The organism is Streptomyces sp. NPDC111628 (assembly GCF_055635195.1).
Window position 1 is genome coordinate 790,137 of record NZ_JBVKBZ010000002.1, and the last position, 16,340, is coordinate 806,476.

15 protein-coding genes are annotated in these 16,340 nt (G+C 70.4%); 2 read left to right on the top strand and 13 right to left on the bottom strand.

Features of this window, described 5'->3' with window-relative positions; genetic code table 11:
* The 8 genes from ACZ7MF_RS11200 to ACZ7MF_RS11235 form a co-directional block, all read right to left on the bottom strand.
* Positions 1-780, bottom strand: coding sequence for an SDR family NAD(P)-dependent oxidoreductase (locus tag ACZ7MF_RS11200; protein ID WP_471475939.1), 780 nt, complete (start codon positions 778-780; stop codon positions 1-3).
* Complete coding sequence (locus ACZ7MF_RS11205) at positions 777-1,529, bottom strand: SDR family NAD(P)-dependent oxidoreductase (protein WP_471475941.1); 753 nt, start codon at positions 1,527-1,529, stop codon at positions 777-779. The genes ACZ7MF_RS11200 and ACZ7MF_RS11205 overlap by 4 nt, the downstream gene beginning before the upstream one ends.
* Positions 1,526-2,497 carry a fumarylacetoacetate hydrolase family protein gene (locus ACZ7MF_RS11210; protein WP_471475942.1) on the bottom strand — a complete coding sequence of 324 codons (972 nt, stop codon included), beginning with the start codon at positions 2,495-2,497 and terminating at the stop codon, positions 1,526-1,528. The genes ACZ7MF_RS11205 and ACZ7MF_RS11210 overlap by 4 nt, the downstream gene beginning before the upstream one ends.
* Before the next feature lie 90 nt (positions 2,498-2,587).
* Positions 2,588-3,520, bottom strand: a complete 933-nt coding sequence (locus ACZ7MF_RS11215) for a VOC family protein (RefSeq protein WP_471475943.1) — start codon at positions 3,518-3,520, stop codon at positions 2,588-2,590.
* Between the two features lie 4 nt (positions 3,521-3,524).
* Entirely contained in the window at positions 3,525-4,538 is a 1,014-nt protein-coding gene (locus ACZ7MF_RS11220) for an amidohydrolase family protein (RefSeq protein WP_471475944.1), read from the bottom strand.
* Positions 4,535-5,668: an FAD-dependent oxidoreductase gene (locus ACZ7MF_RS11225; protein WP_471475946.1), complete on the bottom strand. Its 1,134-nt coding sequence runs from the start codon at positions 5,666-5,668 to the stop codon at positions 4,535-4,537. Before ACZ7MF_RS11225 ends, ACZ7MF_RS11220 begins: the two co-directional genes overlap by 4 nt.
* 24 nt (positions 5,669-5,692) lie before the next feature.
* Complete coding sequence (locus ACZ7MF_RS11230) at positions 5,693-6,655, bottom strand: cyclase family protein (protein WP_471475947.1); 963 nt, start codon at positions 6,653-6,655, stop codon at positions 5,693-5,695.
* Positions 6,652-7,653, bottom strand: coding sequence for a fumarylacetoacetate hydrolase family protein (locus tag ACZ7MF_RS11235; protein ID WP_471475948.1), 1,002 nt, complete (start codon positions 7,651-7,653; stop codon positions 6,652-6,654). Before ACZ7MF_RS11235 ends, ACZ7MF_RS11230 begins: the two co-directional genes overlap by 4 nt.
* Before the next feature lie 128 nt (positions 7,654-7,781).
* Between ACZ7MF_RS11235 and ACZ7MF_RS11240 the strand changes: the two genes are divergently transcribed.
* Both ACZ7MF_RS11240 and ACZ7MF_RS11245 read left to right on the top strand, forming a co-directional pair.
* Positions 7,782-8,711, top strand: coding sequence for a LysR family transcriptional regulator (locus tag ACZ7MF_RS11240; protein WP_471475950.1), 930 nt, complete (start codon positions 7,782-7,784; stop codon positions 8,709-8,711).
* A 513-nt stretch (positions 8,712-9,224) separates the two neighbouring features.
* A complete protein-coding gene (locus ACZ7MF_RS11245; protein WP_471475951.1) occupies positions 9,225-10,742 on the top strand; it encodes an MFS transporter in 1,518 nt (505 codons plus the stop codon).
* 163 nt (positions 10,743-10,905) lie between these two features.
* Here ACZ7MF_RS11245 and ACZ7MF_RS11250 read toward each other — a convergent pair whose 3' ends face one another.
* The 5 genes from ACZ7MF_RS11250 to ACZ7MF_RS11270 all read right to left on the bottom strand — a co-directional run bounded on the left by ACZ7MF_RS11250 (position 10,906) and on the right by ACZ7MF_RS11270 (position 16,329).
* Positions 10,906-12,603, bottom strand: coding sequence for a sodium:solute symporter family transporter (locus ACZ7MF_RS11250; protein WP_471475952.1), 1,698 nt, complete (start codon positions 12,601-12,603; stop codon positions 10,906-10,908).
* A gap of 229 nt (positions 12,604-12,832) precedes the next feature.
* The gene (locus ACZ7MF_RS11255; RefSeq protein WP_471475954.1) at positions 12,833-13,468 is read right to left on the bottom strand and encodes an NAD(P)-dependent oxidoreductase; all 636 of its coding nucleotides are present in this window, start codon (positions 13,466-13,468) and stop codon (positions 12,833-12,835) included.
* A gap of 134 nt (positions 13,469-13,602) precedes the next feature.
* A complete protein-coding gene (locus ACZ7MF_RS11260) occupies positions 13,603-14,184 on the bottom strand; it encodes an NADPH-dependent FMN reductase (RefSeq protein WP_471475956.1) in 582 nt (193 codons plus the stop codon).
* A gap of 5 nt (positions 14,185-14,189) precedes the next feature.
* Positions 14,190-15,188, bottom strand: coding sequence for an amidohydrolase family protein (locus ACZ7MF_RS11265; RefSeq protein ID WP_471475957.1), 999 nt, complete (start codon positions 15,186-15,188; stop codon positions 14,190-14,192).
* A gap of 10 nt (positions 15,189-15,198) precedes the next feature.
* Complete coding sequence (locus tag ACZ7MF_RS11270) at positions 15,199-16,329, bottom strand: LLM class flavin-dependent oxidoreductase (protein ID WP_471475958.1); 1,131 nt, start codon at positions 16,327-16,329, stop codon at positions 15,199-15,201.
* Between the last annotated feature and the right edge of the window lie 11 nt (positions 16,330-16,340).

Here is a 16,340-nt window from a genome sequence, read left to right on the forward strand (position 1 = left end):
TCAGGGGGTGGCGCCGGGCAGGACGGTGGACCAGCCTCCGTCGACGACGAGGTTGGCGCCGGTGATGTACGTGGCCTCGTCGGAGGCGAGGAAGACGGCGGCGTTGACCACCTCGTCGGGCGAGCCGACGCGCCCGAGGGGGATGTGGCGGGCTATGCCGCGCATCGGGTGGCCGGCTGCGAGCAGATCTCCGCGGGTCGCCTCGGTGTCGATCATTCCGGGGCTGACGCAGTTGGCGCGGATGCCGTACGGGGCTCCCTCTGCGGCGAGTTGGCGGGTCAGCGCGATCACCGCTCCCTTGGAAGCCGAATGTGCGGTACGCCGGTTGGTGAGCGAGCCGGTGAGCCCGGCCGTCGAGCCGACGGTCAGGACGCACCCGTGGCTGCGCCTCAGATGTGGCCAGGCCGCGCGGACGGTCAGCCACACCGAGTCCAGCTCGGTGCGCATGGTGAGGGCGAAGTCCTCGTAGGGCTGGCTGTCTATGGCACCGAAGCGGACGGCGCCGGCGTTGGCGTAGACGATGTCGATGCCGCCGAACGCGTCGGCCGCCGCCTCGGTCCAGGAGCGGACGCAGTCCTCGTCGGTGACGTCGAGCGGGCCGGGTGTGAGGACAGTGCCGCCCTCCCGCGCGATGAGTCGCTGGGTCTCGACGGCCTCCTCGTGCAGCAGGTCGCCGCCGACGACGAGTGCTCCCTCGGCGGCGAAGCGTATGGCGGCGGCACGGCCCTGGCCGCGGGCGGTGCCTGAGATCAGTGCCACCTTGCCGTCGAGTCGTTTCACGAGGTCTCCTCGCGCAGGGCGTCGGAGACGGACTTGACGCCGCCGTGCGCGGTCATGCCGCCGTCCACCGGGATGTCCGCGCCGGTGATGAACGACGATTCGTCCGAGAGAAGGAAGACGACGGTTGGCACGACCTCGTCGACCGTGTCGGTGCGCCCCAGCGGAGTCTCGCGGATGTTGGCCTCGCGGAAGGCGGGGGCGGCGGAGGCCGTCATCTCGGTTTCGATGTAGCCGGGGTGGATGGTGTTGACACGGATTCCGCGCGGGCCGAGCTCCAGGGCAGCGGTCCTCGACAGGCCGCGCAGTCCCCACTTGCTGGCGGTGTAGGCGACCGGGTAGTGGGCGGTGAGCGCGGCGGAGGAGCCGACGTTGACGATGGACGACCCCGTCGGCATCAGTGGCGCCAGGTGCTGGATGGCGAGGAGCGGGCCGGTGACGTTGACGGAGTGGACGCGTTCGAAGTCCTCGGTCCGGACGTCGCCGAGGCGGGCCCGCCAAGTGATGCCCGCGTTGTTGACCAGGCCGTGCACCTGCCCGTAGGCCTCACGCAACTCGGTGGCCAGCTCGGCCCAGTCCCGCTCGCTGCTGACGTCCAGCCGCCGGCAGCCGGGCGCCTCGGTCACGTCGGTGGCGATGACCCGGGCACCCTCCCGGGTGAGTGCTTCGGCCTCGGCAGCCCCCTGGCCACGCGCCGCACCGGTGATCACGACGACCTTGCCGAGCAGTCTCTTGGGTCGCAGGTCGTTCACGGCCGCTCCCGGGTCCGTCGACGGCCGGTCGGTACGGGCACGGGATGGGCGCCGGGCACGATGGTGTTGGTCAGTGTGCCGATGCCCTCGACCGTGAGGGTGACGGTGTCGCCGGGCTTCAGGGGTGGCGGGGTCTGTTCGCCGCGCCGGCCCCAGAGTTCGGCGAGGCAGCCGCCGTTGCCGCAGGTGCCGGAGCCGAGGACGTCGCCGGGGACGACGCGGGTGCCGCGGGAGGCGTAGGCGGTCATCTCCTCGAAGGTCCAGCTCATGTTGCACAGCAGGTCCTCGCCGACCTGCTCGCCGTTGACCTCGGCGGTCAGGGCCAGGGGCAGGAAGCCGTCGGCGTCCCGGTAAGGCTCCAGTTCGTCGGCGGTGACGAGGTACGGGCCGAGGGTGGTGGCGGTGTCCTTGCCCTTGCAGGGGCCGAGGCCGACCTTCATCTCGGCGGACTGGAGGTCGCGCGCGGACCAGTCGTTGAAGACGGTGTAGCCGACGATGTGGTCGCGGGCCTGTTCGGGGGTGAGGTCTCGGCCCTCACGGCCGATGACGGCGGCGACTTCCAGCTCGAAGTCCAGCACGGCCGAGCCGGGTGGCACGGGGATGTCGTCGCCGGGACCGTAGATCGCGTGCGGGTTGGTGAAGTAGAAGGTCGGGGCCGCGTACCACTGCTCGGGCACACCCGACGCGCCGTCGACGGAGCGCCGTACGCCCTCGACATGCTCCTCGAAGGTGACGAAGTCCCGTACGGAGGGAGGCTGGAGGGGCGCGAGCAGGCGGACCTGGGAAACGTGGGGGCCGGGCGGGAGGTCCAGTGCGGAGGCACCGGCTTCCAGCAGCGTGGACAGCCCCCGGCCGAAGACGATGAGTTCGGTCAGGGAGCGAGCACCGGGGACGGGGCGGAGAGTACCGTCCCCGTCGACGACGGCGACACCGGTGTCGTGACGGTGTTCGTAGGCGGCGAAGCGCATGAGCGATGTCCTGAGAGCAGAGGACCGGGGGCGTGGCGTGCTGAGTCAGGGCGGTGACAGGGCTGCCGCGCCCCCGGGGTCGGGAGAGGGTCAGACCGGCGGGGCGACGAAGACGCCGCGGTCGGGGGCGTTGAAGGACTCCTTGGCGACGAGTTCGTTCATGGGGTTGGCGGTGCCCCACTGGTCGGTGACCTCGGGCCGGGTGAAGTCGTAGACATGCGGGTGCCAGGTGTCCTCGTCGAGGAGTTCCAGCTCGGTCGTGTACTCGACGGTGTTGCCGTGCGGGTCGAGGAAGTAGGTGAAGGTGTTGTCGCCCGCCAGGTGGCGGCCGGGACCCCAGATCTTCCGGTGTCCGGCGCGGATGACGCGGCCGGAACCGCGCATGTACTCGTCGAGGCCGCGCATCTCGAAGGAGATGTGGTGCAGGGCGGTGTGCGGGCCCTGGGCGATGGCCATGGAGTGGTGCTGGTTGCTGATCCGCATGAAGTGCATCGCCTCGCCCATCCGCGGGTGCATCAGGGTGTCGGTCAGCGCGAAGTCGAGGTGCTGCTCGTACCACTCGCGGGTGCGGTTCAGGTCCGGGGAGTTGAGGACGACGTGCGAGAGCTTGACCGGGATGGCCTCCTTCTCCTCGATTTTGCGGTGCCGCCTGACCTCGACGTCGGCCAGGACCTCGATGGTGCGGCCGTCGACGTCGAAGAAGCGGAAGCCGTAGCCGCCGCCGGGGGTGTCGGCCTTGCCCGGCTGGGAGACCAACTGGACGCCGCCCGCGAGCAGTCGCTCGGCGAGCGTGTCGACGTCCGCGGCGGAGGCGGCGCCGTAGGAGACGAGGTCGAGGCGCTTCTCCTCGGCCTTGCGCAGCCGTACGACGTACTGCTCGGGGGAGCCCTCGGCGGCCAGGAAGGAGAGGCCGGAGTCCTCGGCGACCTTGGTCAGGCCCCAGACACCGGAGTAGAAGTCGAGCTGTTTGTCGTAGTCGGGCACGGCGAGGTCGACGTGCCGCAGGTGGGTGAGCAGACGCATGGTGTCAGTCCTTCCGGAGGAGGGCGGCGGCGTTGCCGCCCCGGACGGCGTGGAAGTCGGCCTCGGGCAGTCGCGCGGCGCGCAGGGCGCCGACCGGGTCCTCGGTGCCCATGTCGAAGGGGTAGTCGGAGCCGAGCAGCACCCGGCCGGCACCGGCGACGCGGACCAGTTCGCGCAGCACGTGCGGGTCGTGGACGAGGGAGTCGAAGTACAGGCGCTTCAGATAGCTGCTGGGCAGGTGGGCGCAGCTCGCGCCCGCGTCGGAGCGGGCCGACCAGGCGTGGTCGGAGCGGCCGATGTGGGTCGGCAGGTAGCCGCCGCCGTGCGCGGCGATCAGCCGCAGGCCCGGGTGCCGGTCCAGGACACCGGAGAAGATCAGGTGCGAGAGGGCGACGGCGTTCTCGGTGGGCTGGCCGACCGTGTTGGACAGGTACCACCGGTCCAGGCGCTCGTCCAGGGTGCAGCCGAAGGGGTGCAGGAAGAGCAGCGCGCCCGTCTCCTCGGCCCGGGCCCAGAAGAGTTCGTAGGCCGGGTCGGACAGTTCCCGTCCGGGCGCGTGACTGGAGATCTCCACACCCAGCAGACCCAGTTCCAACGCGTGATCGAGCGCCTTGGACGTCAGGTCCGGGTGCTGGAGGGGAACAAGTCCGAGGCCACGGAGCCTGTCGGGGGCGGCGGCGCAGTGCGCGGCGGTGGCCTCGTTGGCGAGCCGGTACAGCTTTTCCGCGGTCTCCGCCTCCGCCCAGTAGTGGTAGTGCGAAGGTGAAGGGCTGACGAGCTGTACGTCCACGCCCTGGGCGTCCATCGAGGCCAGCCGCACGGCGGGGTCGGTGAGCCGGGGGAGACGCTCACGCACCATGGAGCCGTTGACGTCGAGTGCGGCGGGCCCGTTGCGGCGGGTGTCCAATACCTTGGCTTGGGCCAGGCCGGGCGCGTCGGCGACGAGGGCCTCGACTTCGGGCAGCAGGACGTGGGCGTGCACGTCGACCGTGGGCACCTCGGTGATGGGTACGGTCATGGCAGCTCCCGGAGCATCGACATGGTGCGGGCCATCAGGCCGGGCACGTCGGCGTCGTGGACACTGTCCAGCTGCCACTGGCCGATCTGCACGGAGGCTTCCACGACGGGGCGCACGCGGGTGATCCGCCGCTCGTAGTACGCCTGGAACAGCGCGTCGTCCCAGGATTCGGAGTCGGCCAGCATCTGTGCGAGGACCCAGGCGTCTTCCAGGGACAGGGCGGCCCCCTGGGCGAGGGTGGGCGGGCAGCAGTGGGCGGCGTCACCGATCAGGACGACGCGGCCGCGGTGCCAGGAGCCTTCCACCAGCATCTGGTCGAACCAGGTGTAGTTGACTTTCGTCGCGTCGGTGATGTGCTCGGTGATCTCCGGCCAGTGGCCGCCGTACGCGGAGGCGAGGCGTCGCATCTCGTCGGCGTACGACTCGGGCGGTATGGAGGCGCGGTCGCGGTTGGCCTCGACGACGTACGCATAGAGGGTGGTGTCGCTCGTGGGACAGTACCCCGCGATGTAGGCGGGCCCGCCGTAGGCGAGGTCCGTGCGGGTCACTCCCCGCGGGCGCGGGGCGGCGACGCGCCAGATGGCCATGCCGGTCGGCGCGGGTCTCTCGGTGATGCCGATCGCGGCTCGCGTGGCGGATCCCAGACCGTCGGCGGCGATCACCAGGTCGTAGCGGCCTTCAGTAGTGCCGTCGCTGAGGCGGACGGACACGCCTTCGGCATCCTGGACGAGCAATTCGGCGGTGGTGCCCAGCCGTATCCGGGCGCCACTCGCGCGCACGGCCTCAATGAGGATCTGCTGGAGACGGGGACGCTGCATGCCGACGGTGGCGGGCAGGTCGTCGCCGCCGGTGCGGACGTCGTGGCCGATGTGCAGGACCGCGCCGTCGGGGGCGGTGATACCGACGGCGCCGAAGCCGAAGCCGGACGCCTCCACCTCGTCCCACACGCCGAGTTCGCGCAGCACGCGCAGGGCGTTGCCCTGGAGGGTGATGCCGGAACCGGCGGTGGCGTTCCAGTCGCCCTTGGCCTCGACCAGGTCCACGGCCAGACCGGCTCGGCGCAGCAGGATCGTCACGGCGTTGCCGGCCGCGCCGCCGCCGATCACCAGTACGGTGCGGGCTCTGCTCATGAGGTAACTCCTTCGCTCCGCCGGCTACTTGACGGCGATCGGATTGACGGGCGAGCCGACCGCGCCGGTGATGGGCAGGGGCGCGGCGGTGAGCCAGAACTCGTAGACGCCGTCGGCGGCGCAGTCCTCGGCGAGGGCTTCCGGATCCCACATCTCGCCGATGAGGAGCCCCATGTTGGGGATGGCGACCTGGTGCAGGGGCTGAAAGGCGTGCTCGAACTCGTTCGGGCGGACCTCGAAGCCCCAGGTGTCGGTGGCGATCGCGGCGATCTCACTGCGGTGCAGCCAGCCGGCCGAGGTGAAGGAAAGGCCGGGTGCGGGACCGCCGGCGTAGTCGCCCCAGCCCTCCCGGCGGACCCGGGCGAGCTGCCCGGTGCGCACCAGGACCATGTCCCCGCGCCCCACGGTCACGCCCTGGGCCGCGGCGGTCGCCGTCAGGTGGTCGCCGGTGATCGCGAAGCTGTCGGGCAGCTCACCGTTCTCGCCCAGCGCACGGCCGACATCCAGGAGTACGCCACGTCCGGCGACGGGCGAGGCCATGTGCTCGATGCCGGTGACCAGGTCGCCTTCGGAGGTGACGACCTGCTCGGCCGGCCTGCCGTTCCACGCCTTGCCGTAGTCGAAGATGTGCCCGAGCCCGTCCCACTGCGTCGAGCACTGCAAGGGCATGGCGATGACGTCGTCGGCGCCGCCGAGACCGTGCGGGAAGCCCTGATTGCCCAGAGCGGCGTCGGCACCGGTGTCGATCATGGTGTGCACCGGATTGGTGCGCCGCCGCCAGCCCTTCTGCGGGCCGTCCATGTCGAACCGCTGCGAGAGGGAGAAGCTGACGCCCCGCCGGACCAGTGACGCGCCCTCGCGGCGCTTGGCCTCGTCGAGGAAGTTGAGGGTGCCGAGGACGTCGTCCTCTCCCCAACGGCCCCAGTTGGAGTACGCCTTCGCAGCGCGGGCGATCGACCCCTCGGGGTCGGTGCGGTCCAGGGTCACCGTGCCGCCTCCGCCACGCAGCGGGTGCGCTGGGTGCCGAGCCCGGTGACCGAACCCTCCATGACGTCGCCGTCGTGCAGCAGCCGGCCCCAGTGCATGCCGTTGCCGGCCGGGCTGCCGGTCAGCACCAGGTCGCCGGGCAGGAGACAGGCGGTCTGCGAGGCGTGGGAGACCATGCGCGCCACGTCGAAGACCATGTCCTTGGTGGACTCGTCCTGCATCGTCTCGCCGTTCAGTTTCAGCGTCAGACGCAGGTCGTCCGGGTCTGCGATCGACTCGGCGGGCACGATCCACGGGCCGAGCGGGGTGAAGCCGGGCGCGTTCTTGCTGCGCAGCCAGTCGCTGCCGATGGCGGGCATGTCACGGCGGAAGACACTGGCACGGTCGGTGAGATCGTTGGCGATCGTGTAGCCGGCCACGTATTCCAAGGCCTCGTCCGGAGCCACGCGGTGGGCGGTTCGGCCGATGACCGCCGTCAGTTCGAGCTCCCAGTCCGGCTGCTCGGCCCAGGACGGGAGCACCACGTCGTCGTAGGGGCCGGTGATCGCGCTCGGCAGGCCGATGAAGACGTACGGCAGGTCCTCGGCCGCCCGCCGGTCCATGAGCTCCGCCGCCTCCTCGCGCCGGGCTTCCTCGGGCCGGTCGTCCCCGGGGCCGCGATGAGCCACATGCAGATCGATCACGTGCTGCCGGTAGTTGGCGCCGGACTGGAGCACCTGGCGCGGCTCGACCGGCGCGTGCACCCGGAAGTGTGCCAGCGGCCTTCGGGGGGCTGTGGCGTCGCCGGCCAGGGACCGCAGACGAGGCAGGAACGCCTGCCAGTCCTCCAGGAGGCCGCGCACCGTCAGCTGCTCGTCGGTGAAGGCGACCCGGAGGTCGAAGACCTGCCCCTGGACGGTGACGAGAGCCGGGAATGGGGACGCGCCCGGGACTGAGAGAGTCGCGAGGGCGAAGGGGCCGGCGAAGAGCGCGGACGCGGGTTCGGGTTTCACGGACATGTCCTCCTGATTGCGGTGGGACTAATCTGAACCTGCCACCGCGGATCAGGGAAATAGATTGTATGGATGACTGTCATCCATGCCGCAAATCTCGCCTGGTCCACGCGGAACAGTAGGGGAGAAGGCACGTGAACCTGGCTCGTCTGGACCTCAACCTGATCGTCGCCCTGCGCGCCCTGCTCGAGGAGCGCAACGTCACGCGGGCCGGCGAGCGCGTCGGCTTGAGCCAGCCCGCCATGAGCGCGGCCCTGTCCCGCCTGCGCCGCCACTTCGACGACGACCTGCTCGCCCGCGTGGGCGGTCACTACGAACTGACCGCCCTCGGACAGGTCCTCCTGGACCGCACCTCCACCGCCTACGAGGTACTGGAACGCCTGTTCGCCAGTCAGGCGGAATTCGACGCGGCCAGGGAGAACCGCGAGTTCAAGCTCGTGGCATCCGACTACGCCGTCGCCGTCTTCGGCACAGAACTCGCCCGTGTCGTGCACGAGAAGGCTCCCGGCATCAGGCTGCGCTTCTCCCACACGCCGCCCACCGTCGTCGACGACACGGCCACCCTCCTGAGCGCCACGGACGGTCTGCTCATGCCGCACGGCGTCATCAGCGACTTCCCGGCCACCGACCTGTACGACGACCAGTGGGTCTTCCTCGTCGCCGAGGGGCATCCGAGCGTCGGGGACCGGCTCACCCGTCAGGACTTGGCCCGGCTGCCCTGGGTGACCTACCAGCGCACCTACGACGCCCCGGCCGTCCGCCAGCTCGGAATGCTCGGCATCGAGCCGCACGTGGAGGTGTCCGTCGACAGCTTCCAGCTGCTGCCCCTGCTGGTGGCCGGCACCCGGCGCATCGCCCTGGTCCAGGCCCGGCTCGCCCGACTGCTCGCTCCGCTCGCCGCCGTGCGGGTCATGAGGCCGCCCTACGAGGCCGTGCCCCTGCAGGAGGCGATGTGGTGGCACCCGGTCCACACACACGACGCGGCCCACATCTGGCTGCGGGAGACCGCTGCTCAGGTGGGCGGGCGCCTGTCTCGCGCGAGTGGGGGACGGATGCCGTTCTGACGGTGTTGCGCGCCCCGGTGTCCGGTGTCGCGGCGGCAGTGAGTTCCCGCGTCCCGAGCGGCACCGGGGCGGGCGCCAGAAGCAGGCCAGGCAGGCACCCGGAATCGCTGCCGCGACCGGGCGCCGGGTCTGCTCCAGGGCGACGCGCATGTGCTCAGTTGGCGACCCTCGTCAGGCTCAGACGGTCTCACATGCCGGGACGCGCAACCGACCGCTGCACGAGAGGCGCTTGTGGCCCGCGTCGATCCGTCGCCGACGGCAACTGCACGCCGGGGCGTGAGCGGGAGAGCAAGACTCGGATCACGACGGTCGATCGATAGACAGCACCTATAGCTGTTATCGGCAGATGCGGCTTCCTCAATAGCTGGTGGGTCGCCATCATCGTTGCGTGGGGCTCGGTCCGACGTCGACGGCGACGTGGCGGCCCCCCTCGCGCGTGTAGCAGAAGCCGGAAGGGCCAGCAGCCGGCGCGCAGTCAGCTTTCACCCTGTTTCTGTTTGGACGGACGTACTCATGCCCCAGCCAGCCAATGAGCCCGACACCGTGACACTCGCAGAAGCGGAGGGCCGGGCCGAGCCAGCGGGCCCCCGCCACCGGTGGTGGATCCTCGCCGTCGTCGGGCTCGCCCAGCTCATGGTCGTGCTGGACGCGACCATCGTGAACATCGCGCTGCCGTCGGCTCAGGCCGACCTCGGCTTCTCCGACGGCAACCGCACCTGGATCGTCACCGCGTACTCCCTCGCCTTCGGCAGCCTGCTGCTCGTCGGCGGCCGGGCAGGTGACCTCTTCGGCCGCAAGGCCGCCTTCCTGACCGGTGTCACCGGCTTCGCCATCGCCTCAGCCGTCGCAGGCGCCTCCGTCACCTTCGAGATGCTGGTCGCGGGCCGTGCTCTCCAGGGTCTGTTCGGTGCCTTGCTCGCGCCTGCCGCGCTCTCACTGCTGACCACCACGTTCACCGACGCGAGGGAACGCGCCAAGGCGTTCGGCATCTACGGCTCCGTCGCCGGCTCGGGAGCGGCTGTCGGACTGCTGCTCGGCGGCGTCCTGACCGAATACCTGAACTGGCGCTGGACCCTCTATGCCAACCTCTTCATCGCGGCCTTCGCCATCACCGGCGGCTGGCTGCTGCTCGGGGGCGCGGCCCGCGACCGCAGCGCCAAGCTCGACGTCCCCGGGACCGTCCTGGTCACCACGGGCCTGTTCGGCATCGTCTACGGGTTCTCCAACGCGGAGTCCCATCACTGGAGCTCGCCGATGTCCTGGGGCTTCCTCGCTGCAGGTGCCGTACTGCTCACAGTCTTCGCCTGGTGGCAGACCAGGGCGACGCACCCGCTGCTGCCATTGCGGGTACTGCTGGACCGAAACCGCGGGGCGTCCTTCGCCGCCATGCTGATCGCCAGCGCCGGCATGTTCGGCATCTTCCTGTTCCTGACCTACTACCTCCAGCTCAGCCTCGGCTTTTCCGCCATTCAAACGGGCCTGGCCTTCCTTCCCCTGGTCGGTGCTCTCATGCTGAGTGCCAACGCATCGTCGAGCCTCCTGGTGCCGCGCACCGGACCGACGCCGGTGGTGCCGCTCGGCGCCGCCCTGGCAGCCGCCGGAACGCTGGGGCTGACCGCCCTGGGCATGGACAGCACCTACGCGGCCGATGTTCTCCCTCCGCTGCTCGTCGCCGGCCTCGGCCTCGGCCTCGGCCTGATCATGGCCCTCGCCATGCGCACCGCCACCAGCGGTGTGGCCGCCGAGGACGCCGGCGTCGCCTCGGCGACCGTCAACACCATGCAGCAGATCGGCGGCTCCATCGGTACCGCGCTCCTCAACACCCTCGCCGCGAGTGCGGCCACGTCGTACCTGGTCGGCAAGGACCACACCAGCAAGATCGTCCAGGCTCAGGCGTTGCTGGAGTCGTACTCCACCGCCTACGTGTGGTCGGCCGGATTCTTCGCGGTCGGTGCGGTGATCACGTCGCTGCTCTACCGGCGCGGCGCACCGGCCGCTGAAGCGGACGCCATCCAGACGGTGCATGTGTGAGCAGCCGCTGTCATCGATCTCCGGGGGTGATGCGCGTGAACCTCCTTTCTCACCCCGGGACGTCCGGACCGGAGCGGGACGCGGCCGGGCCGTGGCACCAGGCGCGGGCCCACTCGGACACCGCGAAGGCGAGTTGCCGCTGACGGCCGTGCCTGCGTGTTCGTCACTCACGCCGGGGGCGTGCCCCTCGCCGTGGCCGGTGGACCGGTGCCGGCTCTCCGGGCCTGGCGGCCGGGTACGGTCCGGGTGCTCGCGGTGCACCGGCGCTGTCGATCGGCGCAGCGGACCGCGGGAGCCGGCGACCGCTACTGCGGCGCCCGACGAGGCTGCCCACCCAGGCCAGCGCGAAGGCGGCCGGGACGGACACCAGGGCAGGGTTGTTGTGGTCGAACCAGGCCAAGTCCAGGCCCGGGAACATCGCTGCCGGGTTGCCCGAGACCGAGGGGGAGAAGCCGTACAGTCCGATGGCCGTCACCGTGCCGCCGTACACGCTCCAGAGCAGGCCCACCCGGTTGAACGCCTTCCAGTGGAACGTACAGACAAGGGCGGGGGCGATGCCTGACGCGGCCGTCACCACAGCGAGCTGCGACAAAAAGCCTGCCGGCCGGCCCTGCAGCCAGGCGGCCGACGCGATCGCTCCGCTCCCGATGAGCAGAACCGCGACCCGGGCCACAGTGGTTTCCCGGGCGTCATTCGGCGGTCCGGACCGAGCGATCTGACCGTAAAGATCGCGGGAGACGGCCCCGGCGGCGGCCACCGCCGTACCACCGACGACGGCGAGCACGCTGAGGAAGACGGCACAGGCGACCCCGGTGAACAGGACGCTTCCCGTCGACGTGCCGATGCCTCCACCGAGTTCGCCCGCCAGCAGCAGAAGGGCGTCGTCCCCGCTCGACCCCCCGTGCGCGATCGTGCTCGCTCCGACGAGGGCAGCGGCCCCCAGGCCCAGAACCACCACGGCGACCCCGACCATGGCGACCACGCCGACGGCATGGCGCACGGACCTCCGCGCGCTGTCCGTGTCCGGGGCCGCCTGCACGCGGGCGAGGACATGGGGCATGCACGCGCTGCCGAGAATCATCGACAGTTGCGCGCCGAGGAAGTCGACACGCGCAGCCCCCGTGGTGCCGAGCAGCCCACCGGAATCCAGGTACCGGCCTGGAGGACCGCTTCCCTCCTCCGCGGCGGACAGCAGGGAACCGGGGTTTCCGTGGAACTCGACGACGACGGCGAGGGCGGCCGCGCCCAGCGCCGCGAGAACCAGGACCGCCGCCAGAATCTGCACCACGGTGAGTCCCTTGGCGCCGCTGAGCATGCCGCAGACCACGACCAGACTGCCGATCAGTACGGTGCAGACCTGCTCCACCCCGAGCTTGGAGAAGCCAAGAAGCGCCGCTGTGACACTTCCCGCCGCCACGAGTTGCGCGACCAGGAGCGGGACACTGACCGCGAGAGTGACCAAGGCGGCTGCCACTCGAGGAGCGGTCCCGGGCGCCCGAAGCGAGAAGATGTCCCCCAGGGTGTGTGAACCGCTGAGGTGGGCATGCCGGGCGAGCAGGAGCAGCAGGAAGAGCGACAGAACCACGGCACCAGCCATGAGGATGCCGTCCAGACCCGTCACGGCCACTACCCCCGTGATCGTGACCAGCAACGACGTGGAGACGTAGGCGCCGGCCAGCGCCATGCCGCCTGTCCGGGGTGAGTGCCCCTCTGCGCCGACGTAGAACTCCGAGGAGGTGCGGCCGTTGAGGCTGGCGAAGACCGAGATGAAGAGGCAGATGACCATGAAGAGCATGAAGCCGGTCAAGATCAGGCTTTCGTTGCCGGTGACAGCCAGCGAGTGCCCCGTGCTGTCCCTCATCTTCGCCACCCGGTGGCGCAGGCGGCGCGCGTGCCGTGGTTCCGGGATGTGCCCCGGCCCATGACGAACCGCTGTGATGTGCTGCTCATGAGACCCCCAGTGGGAGAGTGGACGACTGACTGTGTGCTTCGTGTCCGGCGGAAGTGGGCGGTGGAGCGCGGGACGGAGCGAGCCGGTGGCCGACCTGGTCGGCCACCGGCTCATCGGCTCACCGCGGTGCGGCCGAGGCTCAGTACGCGATGGTGATGCGGCGCCGGAGGGCGGTTCCGCGTTCCAGTTCGTCGGTCAGGGCGAGGGCGAAGTCGGGGATGGAAATGGTGCTGTTGCCTTCGCTGTCGGTGAGGACCCGGTCATCGCCGAGTCGATACCGGCCGGTGCGTTCTCCGGGCTTGATGACGAGGGCGGGGGAGAGGTACGTCCAGTCGAGGTCCTCGACCGTGCGGAAGACGGCCAGCGCTGCCGCCTGCGCGTATGCGGTGAACTTGTAGGGCTCGGGGAACCCGGGTGTGTCCACGAGCCGGACACCCGGCTCCGCCTCGAGCGTGCCCGCTCCGCCGACGACCAGGAGCCGTCGTACGCCTGCTCCGCGCAGGCCGCGTACCAGCCCAGCCGCGCTTTCGGCGAGCGAGGCGGGGTGGCTGGCGGAGACGGCCGAGACGACCGCGTCGTGCCCGGCGGCCAGTGCTTCCACGGAGTCCGGGTCGGTCGCATCCCCTACGTGGTGCCGGTGAAGCCGTGGGGCGTCCTGTGACGGTCGGTCCCCGGAGCCGCGGGAGACTCCGCTGACTTCGTGACCGCGCTCGGTGAGCTCCCGCGCGACGGCTTGGCCGATGGCCCCCGTGGCGCCGAACAGCAGAACCTTCATCGAGTATGTCCTTCGAAACAGTACGGGCATGCCCGCCTGCCCTGCGGTGTCCGGCCGGCACGTCCTCAACTGGGGACGGGGCGTGGTGTCGGGACACGGCGAGGGGCAGATGGCGTTGCTGGACGTGGATTGCGTCAGCTGGTCAGGGCGCCGTCGCGCAGCTGGGCCGGGACACCGAACTCCATGACCTGGTCGGCGAGTTCGGTGAGTCGGGTGGTGGCGGTGGGGTCGGTGCAGGTGCCGTCGGGGGTGAAGAGGGGGGTGCCGCTGGTGTTGAGGGTGACGCCGAGGGGGGTGGGCCAGCCGCGCATGGCGTGGACGACGGATCGCAGTGAGGTGAGGGTGGTTCCGCAGGCTTGCCAGCCGGCGGCGGTGACGATGCAGCCGACAGCGCGGTCCTGGAAGTAGGGGCGGGTGTCGTCGCGGAGGTCTTCGAGGAGGTCGAGGGCGTTCTTGACGAGGGCGGAGATGCCGCCGTGGTAGCCGGGGGTTCCGATGACGATGGCGTCGGCCCGGCGGACGGTGTCGACGAGGTCGAGCTGGGCGTCGGTGCGTGCCGGGTTGTCGGGTGCGTAGTGGGGCAGGGAGGCGAGGAAGGTGCCGCCGAACTGCCGGGTCTGCGCGCCGCGGGCCGCAGCGGCGCGCAGGGTGGTGGCGATGGCCTGTTCGCTGGAGGAGTGGGGGCGGGTGGTGCCGCCTATTCCGACGACGAGCATGTGGATCACGTGTCCTTGGAGGGGCTGAGCGCCAGCATGTGTGCGGCGTTGTGGTCGAGGATGGCGTCCTTCTCGGCGGCGGTGAGGTCGGCCGAGTTCTTGATCATCTGTACGGACTCGGTGAGGGAGGCGAAGATCGCGTCGCTGCCGAGGAGGATCCGGTCGGGGCCGATGGTCTGCTTCGTCAGCCGCAGGGCCTCGGGGATGTCCTGGACGGAGGTGTCGTACCAGAAGTCACGCAGCAGGCTCATCGGGTCGTCGGGGTCGAGCGGCACCTTCTTGATCCAGTCGAAGAAGCCTCCGCCGACGGCTGCGACGGCGCTCATCTCGATGCCGCGGCGCAGGTTTCGTTCGTAGCGGTGCCACAGGTAGGGCAGGGTGCCGCCGCACAGGGCGAAGACGAACCGGAGCGAGGGGTAACGGGTGGACAAGCCGGACAGGGCGATCCGCAGCGGGGCCAGGGCGACCTGGGTGGGGCTGCCGAGGGCGAACTGGAGGCCGAAGGCGTCGAGTCCGGGGTGGCAGGCGGAGTCGGAGCCCACGGGGTGGACGTAGACGACGGAGTCACGCTCGGCCAGGTGGGCCCAGAAGGGCTCGTAGTCCGGGTGGTCGAGAGGGCGCCCGCCGACGATGCACGGCAGGGCGACGCCGGCGAAACCGAGTTCGTCGAAGACGCGGTCGACCTCGGCGACGGCCCGGTCGGTGTGGGGCAGCGGAACCGAACCGAACGCCTTGAACCGTCCGGAGTGCTTGGCGACGACGTCGGCATAGACGTCGTTGATGTGCCGGGCTGCCCTGGCGGCTCCCCCGGCGTCGGCGACCTCGGTGTTCAGACCGATCGCCGAGAGGATCTGCAGGTCCACTCCCGCTTCGTCCATCTCGGCGAGCCGGGGGGTGAAGTCGTCGCTCTGCCGGCCGGCCGAGGCCAGGTCTGCGCGGCCGAGGGAAACCAGCAGGTCGAGGTAGGAGGCGGGCCAGTAGTGGGCATGGACGTCGATGCGCATGCGTGGCTCCTCAGGCGGTGGGGGTGGTCGGCCGGTGTTCCGCCGCGACCTGTTCGGGGCTGAGCGGGGGGAAGAGCTCGTTGTCGATCTGCGGCAGGACGTGCTGGGTGAACAGGTCGAACGAGCGGTTGATCAGTTCCGGCTGGTAGGGCCCCACCATGAAGCGGACGTTGATGTGCCGCACTCCGCCGCGGTCGTAGGCGCGGATCTGTTCGGTGACCTGTTCCGGCGTGCCGGCCATGATCCACGACGCCACGTGCTTGACGTGCGCGGGGAAGGCGTCCTTCTCCCACGCTTCGGGGTCGACGGAGGCCAGTTCGCGCAGGGACCGGGGGTCGGCCTTGCGGTCGAGCATCGGGGCGCGGCCCGCCATTGCCTCGGCCATGTCCCAGGCTTCGTCCTCCGTTCCGCCGACGAAGACATGCCGGGTGACCAGGGACTTGCGGGTGACGTCGTCGATGAGGGCGTCGTTGTGTCCGGAGGTCTTGAGTCCTTCGCGGTACTGGGCCAGGAGCGAGGCGGCCTGGTCGGGCGGGCACGGGCCGAGGAAGACGGGCAGACCGCGCCGGGCAGCGTCCAGCAGCTTCGCGGGGGTGTTGGTGCCGATGGCGAGTTGCGCTCCGTCACGCCGGTAGGAGACGGGCATGATGCGGCCGGTCAGCGCACCGTGGTCCCACTCGGTGTCCAGGACGATGGGGTCCTTGCCGGCGCTCTGCCGCTGGGCGCGCTGGAGCAGGTCCAGCTTGCTCGCGAAGATCTCGTCGCGGCGCCGCGGGTCGAGGCCGAAGTTCTCGAAGTCGGGCGAGAAGCCCACCCGGCCGGCCGACATGCCCATCAGGAACCGGCCCCGCAGCAGCAGGTCGACGAGGTTGGAGTCCTCGGCCAGGCGCAGCGGGTGGTGGAAGGGGAGTGGGACGATGGTGGTGCCGAAGTGCGTTTCGCTCAGGTGGGGGGCGAGGCGGGCCGCCATCAGCAGGGGGTTGCTGTAGGGCTCGTACCCGTTGAAATGCTGTTCGCCGAAGGTGACCATCGCGAACCCGTGGTCCGCGCAGCGGATCGACTGCTCGATGCACAGGTCGATCAGGGGACTGTCCTGCTGGGGGCCGTAAGCCATCGGGCCCATGAAGACGGAGATGTGCATGGATTCTGTTC

What these genes read in the sequence shown, in the direction of transcription:
- ACZ7MF_RS11210 (WP_471475942.1), bottom strand. Translation starts at nt 2,497, where the DNA reads ATGCGCTTCGCCGCCTACGAACACCGTCACGACACCGGTGTCGCCGTC.
- ACZ7MF_RS11215 (WP_471475943.1), bottom strand. Translation starts at nt 3,520, where the DNA reads ATGCGTCTGCTCACCCACCTGCGGCACGTCGACCTCGCCGTGCCCGAC.
- ACZ7MF_RS11220 (WP_471475944.1), bottom strand. Translation starts at nt 4,538, where the DNA reads ATGACCGTACCCATCACCGAGGTGCCCACGGTCGACGTGCACGCCCAC.
- ACZ7MF_RS11225 (WP_471475946.1), bottom strand. Translation starts at nt 5,668, where the DNA reads ATGAGCAGAGCCCGCACCGTACTGGTGATCGGCGGCGGCGCGGCCGGC.
- ACZ7MF_RS11235 (WP_471475948.1), bottom strand. Translation starts at nt 7,653, where the DNA reads ATGTCCGTGAAACCCGAACCCGCGTCCGCGCTCTTCGCCGGCCCCTTC.
- ACZ7MF_RS11245 (WP_471475951.1), top strand. Translation starts at nt 9,225, where the DNA reads ATGCCCCAGCCAGCCAATGAGCCCGACACCGTGACACTCGCAGAAGCG.
- ACZ7MF_RS11250 (WP_471475952.1), bottom strand. Translation starts at nt 12,603, where the DNA reads ATGAGGGACAGCACGGGGCACTCGCTGGCTGTCACCGGCAACGAAAGC.
- ACZ7MF_RS11255 (WP_471475954.1), bottom strand. Translation starts at nt 13,468, where the DNA reads ATGAAGGTTCTGCTGTTCGGCGCCACGGGGGCCATCGGCCAAGCCGTC.
- ACZ7MF_RS11260 (WP_471475956.1), bottom strand. Translation starts at nt 14,184, where the DNA reads ATGCTCGTCGTCGGAATAGGCGGCACCACCCGCCCCCACTCCTCCAGC.
- ACZ7MF_RS11265 (WP_471475957.1), bottom strand. Translation starts at nt 15,188, where the DNA reads ATGCGCATCGACGTCCATGCCCACTACTGGCCCGCCTCCTACCTCGAC.
- ACZ7MF_RS11270 (WP_471475958.1), bottom strand. Translation starts at nt 16,329, where the DNA reads ATGCACATCTCCGTCTTCATGGGCCCGATGGCTTACGGCCCCCAGCAG.